The 3119-nt window shown below is 66.4% G+C and carries 3 protein-coding genes and 1 pseudogene; 2 read left to right on the top strand and 2 right to left on the bottom strand.

The genetic code is table 11. The features are described 5' to 3' along the window. A pseudogene (locus JWP83_RS11630) lies at positions 1 to 221 on the bottom strand (beta-xylosidase); the annotation flags it as partial. 318 nt (positions 222 to 539) lie between these two features. On the opposite strand from JWP83_RS11630, the gene gap reads away from it, so the two are divergent. Next, the gene (gene gap, locus JWP83_RS11625; RefSeq protein WP_297730100.1) at positions 540 to 1559 is read left to right on the top strand and encodes a type I glyceraldehyde-3-phosphate dehydrogenase; all 1020 of its coding nucleotides are present in this window, start codon (positions 540 to 542) and stop codon (positions 1557 to 1559) included. 2 nt (positions 1560 to 1561) lie between these two features. After that, a complete protein-coding gene (gene pgk, locus JWP83_RS11620) occupies positions 1562 to 2812 on the top strand; it encodes a phosphoglycerate kinase (RefSeq protein ID WP_297730099.1) in 1251 nt (416 codons plus the stop codon). A 5-nt stretch (positions 2813 to 2817) separates the two neighbouring features. Here the strand turns inward: pgk and JWP83_RS11615 are convergent. Beyond that, on the bottom strand, positions 2818 to 3119 hold a 302-nt coding region (locus JWP83_RS11615; protein WP_297730098.1), incomplete at its 5' end, for a transposase.

Raw genomic sequence — 3119 nt, 5'->3', positions numbered from 1 at the left:
GCGGCGCCCGCTCCTCCGGCCACCGGACCTCCGGCCACCGGACCTCCGGCTAATGGTCCGCCGGCCGCCGGCGCGCCAACTTCACCCGACTGGCCCTGGATGCACGCATAGCCGCCGGTTTTCAGCGGGGTGGCGGCCACATCCGGGCTCAAGGCCATAGCGGCCCCGCACAGCCCAGCGATGGCACCAACCGTGATGTTGAACCGATCAAAGACCGTCATCAACGTCGACTCCTTTAGCATTCGCGATCAAATGCGGCACCAGAACCGCATAGCCGTACCGCAGCCGTGTCGAATGTATGGCGCGTTACTGCTATTGGACACGCGACGATTCCGGCGCTTATAGAACCGATACAAAGGAGACATGCTTCGGTGACCGCAGGTGTGTGCACCCGGCAAGAAACGGTGCCGACGCTTTTTCGCCGCGGCGCCGCTCCAGCACTCTTACCGGCGGGCGGGGACGCATGTTGCTGATCTAGGCTGACGGCGAGCGCGTAATCAGCGGACTCAGGAAGACATCAGAAGACAGGGAGAGATCAAGTGACGGTCCGAGTAGGCATCAACGGCTTCGGTCGAATCGGACGCAACTTCTACCGGGCCTTGCTGGCTCAGCAGGAGCAGGGCGGCGCGGACATCGAGGTGGTCGCCGTCAACGACATCACCGACAACGCCACGCTGGCGCATCTGCTGCGGTTCGATTCCATCCTGGGCCGGCTGCCCTACGACGTCAGCCTGGAGGGCGAGGACACCATCGTCGTGGGCAACCACAAGATCAAGGCGCTCGAGGTGCGGGAGGGCCCGGCGGCATTGCCATGGGGGGACCTCGGTGTTGACGTCGTCGTCGAATCCACGGGCCTGTTCACCGACGCGGCCAAGGCCAAGGGCCACCTGGACGCGGGGGCCAAGAAGGTGATCATTTCCGCGCCGGCCAGCGGCGAGGACATCACAATCGTGCTGGGGGTCAATGACGACAAGTACGACGGCAGCCAGAACATCATCTCCAACGCGTCGTGCACCACGAACTGCCTGGCTCCGCTGGCCAAGGTGCTCGACGACGAGTTCGGCATCGTCAAGGGGCTGATGACCACCGTCCACGCGTACACCCAGGACCAGAACCTGCAGGACGGGCCCCACAAGGACCTGCGCCGGGCGCGGGCGGCCGCGCTGAACATCGTCCCGACCTCGACCGGGGCGGCCAAGGCGATCGGGCTGGTGATGCCCAATCTCAAGGGCAAGCTGGACGGGTATGCGCTGCGGGTGCCGATTCCTACCGGTTCGGTGACCGACCTGACCGCCGAGTTGTCGAGAGCCGCCAGCGCCCAGGACATCAACGCGGCGTTCAAGGCCGCCGCCGAGGGCCGCCTGAAGGGCATCTTGAAGTATTACGACGCCCCCATCGTGTCCAGTGACATCGTCACCGACCCGCACAGCTCGATCTTTGACTCCGGGCTGACCAAGGTCATCGACAACCAGGCCAAAGTGGTGTCCTGGTACGACAACGAATGGGGCTACTCCAACCGCCTCGTCGACCTCGTCGCGCTGGTTGGCAAGTCGCTCTAACCGTGAGCATCCCAACTCTGGAAGACCTTCTGGCCGCGGGGGTTTCGGGTCGCGGCGTGCTGGTGCGCTCCGACCTGAACGTCCCCCTCGACAACGGCACCATCACCGACGCGGGCCGCATCACCGCGTCGGTGCCGACGTTGAAGGCGCTTCTCGAGGCCGGCGCCAAGGTCGTGGTCACCGCGCATCTGGGCCGTCCCAAAACCGGGGCCGACCCGAAGCTGTCGCTGGCGCCGGTAGCCGCGGCGCTCGGCGAGCAGCTCGGCCGGCACGTGCAGCTGGCCGGCGGCCCGGATCGTTCCCCCGTCGGGGGCGACGCTTTGGCCCGCGCCGAGGGACTGACCGACGGCGACATCCTGCTGCTGGAGAACATCCGCTTCGACCCGCGGGAAACCAGCAAGGACGACGGTGAGCGGCTGGCCCTGGCCAGGCAGCTGGCCGAATTAGTCGGCCCGACAGGCGCTTTCGTCTCCGACGGCTTCGGGGTGGTGCACCGCAAGCAGGCCTCCGTCTACGATGTCGCCACCCTGCTGCCGCACTACGCCGGCACGCTGGTGGCCGAGGAGATACGGGTATTGGAGCAGTTGACCAGCTCGACCAGGCGCCCCTACGCGGTGGTGCTCGGGGGGTCGAAGGTGTCCGACAAGCTCGGCGTCATCGAGTCGCTGGCCACCAAGGCCGACAGCATCGTGATCGGCGGCGGCATGTGCTTCACTTTCCTTGCCGCGTATGGTCTTTCGGTCGGCACATCGCTACTCGAGGTCGACATGGTGGATACCTGTCGCAGGTTGTGTGAGACCTACGCCGATGTGCTTCACCTTCCGGTGGACATCGTGGTCGCAGAGAAGTTCGCCGCAGATTCGCCGCCGGAAATAGTGGCCGCGGACCGCATTCCGCAGGACAAGATGGGCCTGGATATCGGGCCGGAGTCGGTCAGGCGGTTCACCACACTGCTGTCCAACGCCGAGACCGTCTTCTGGAACGGCCCGATGGGCGTGTTCGAATTCCCGGCCTTCGCCGCCGGCACCAAGGGGGTCGCCGAGGCCATTGTCGCGGCGACCGCCAAGGGCGCCTTCAGCGTGGTGGGCGGCGGTGACTCCGCGGCCGCGGTGCGCGCGCTCGGCATCCCGGAGGGCGACTTCTCGCACATATCGACCGGCGGCGGCGCATCGCTGGAATACCTGGAGGGCAAGACGCTGCCGGGCATCGAGGTGCTCAGCCGACCCCAGCCAAGCCAAGGAGATTCTCAATGAAGTTGTCAAGCCGCCGCGGTAGTGGTTGAGGGTTGGTAGACGGCGTGGTCGCGGAGCATGGCCCACAGGACGTTGAGGCGTCGGCGGGCCAGGGCGAGGACGGCTTGGGTGTGGGTTTTGCCTTGGGTTCGTTTGCGGTCGTAGTAGGTGCGCGAGGCCGGGTCGGTACGGATGGCGATCTGGGCGGCCAGATAGCAGGCACGCAGCAGGCGTCGGTCGTAGCGGCGGGGGCGTTTGAGGTTGCCGGTGATGCGGCCCGAGTCGTGGGGTACGGGGGCCAGCCCGGAGACGCCGGCGAGGCGGTCCA

The sequence above is a fragment of the Mycobacterium sp. genome (assembly GCF_025965855.1).
Classification (GTDB): domain Bacteria; phylum Actinomycetota; class Actinomycetes; order Mycobacteriales; family Mycobacteriaceae; genus Mycobacterium.
Note: the sequence above shows the minus strand (reverse complement) of the source record. Positions and strands in the feature narration are given on the sequence as shown.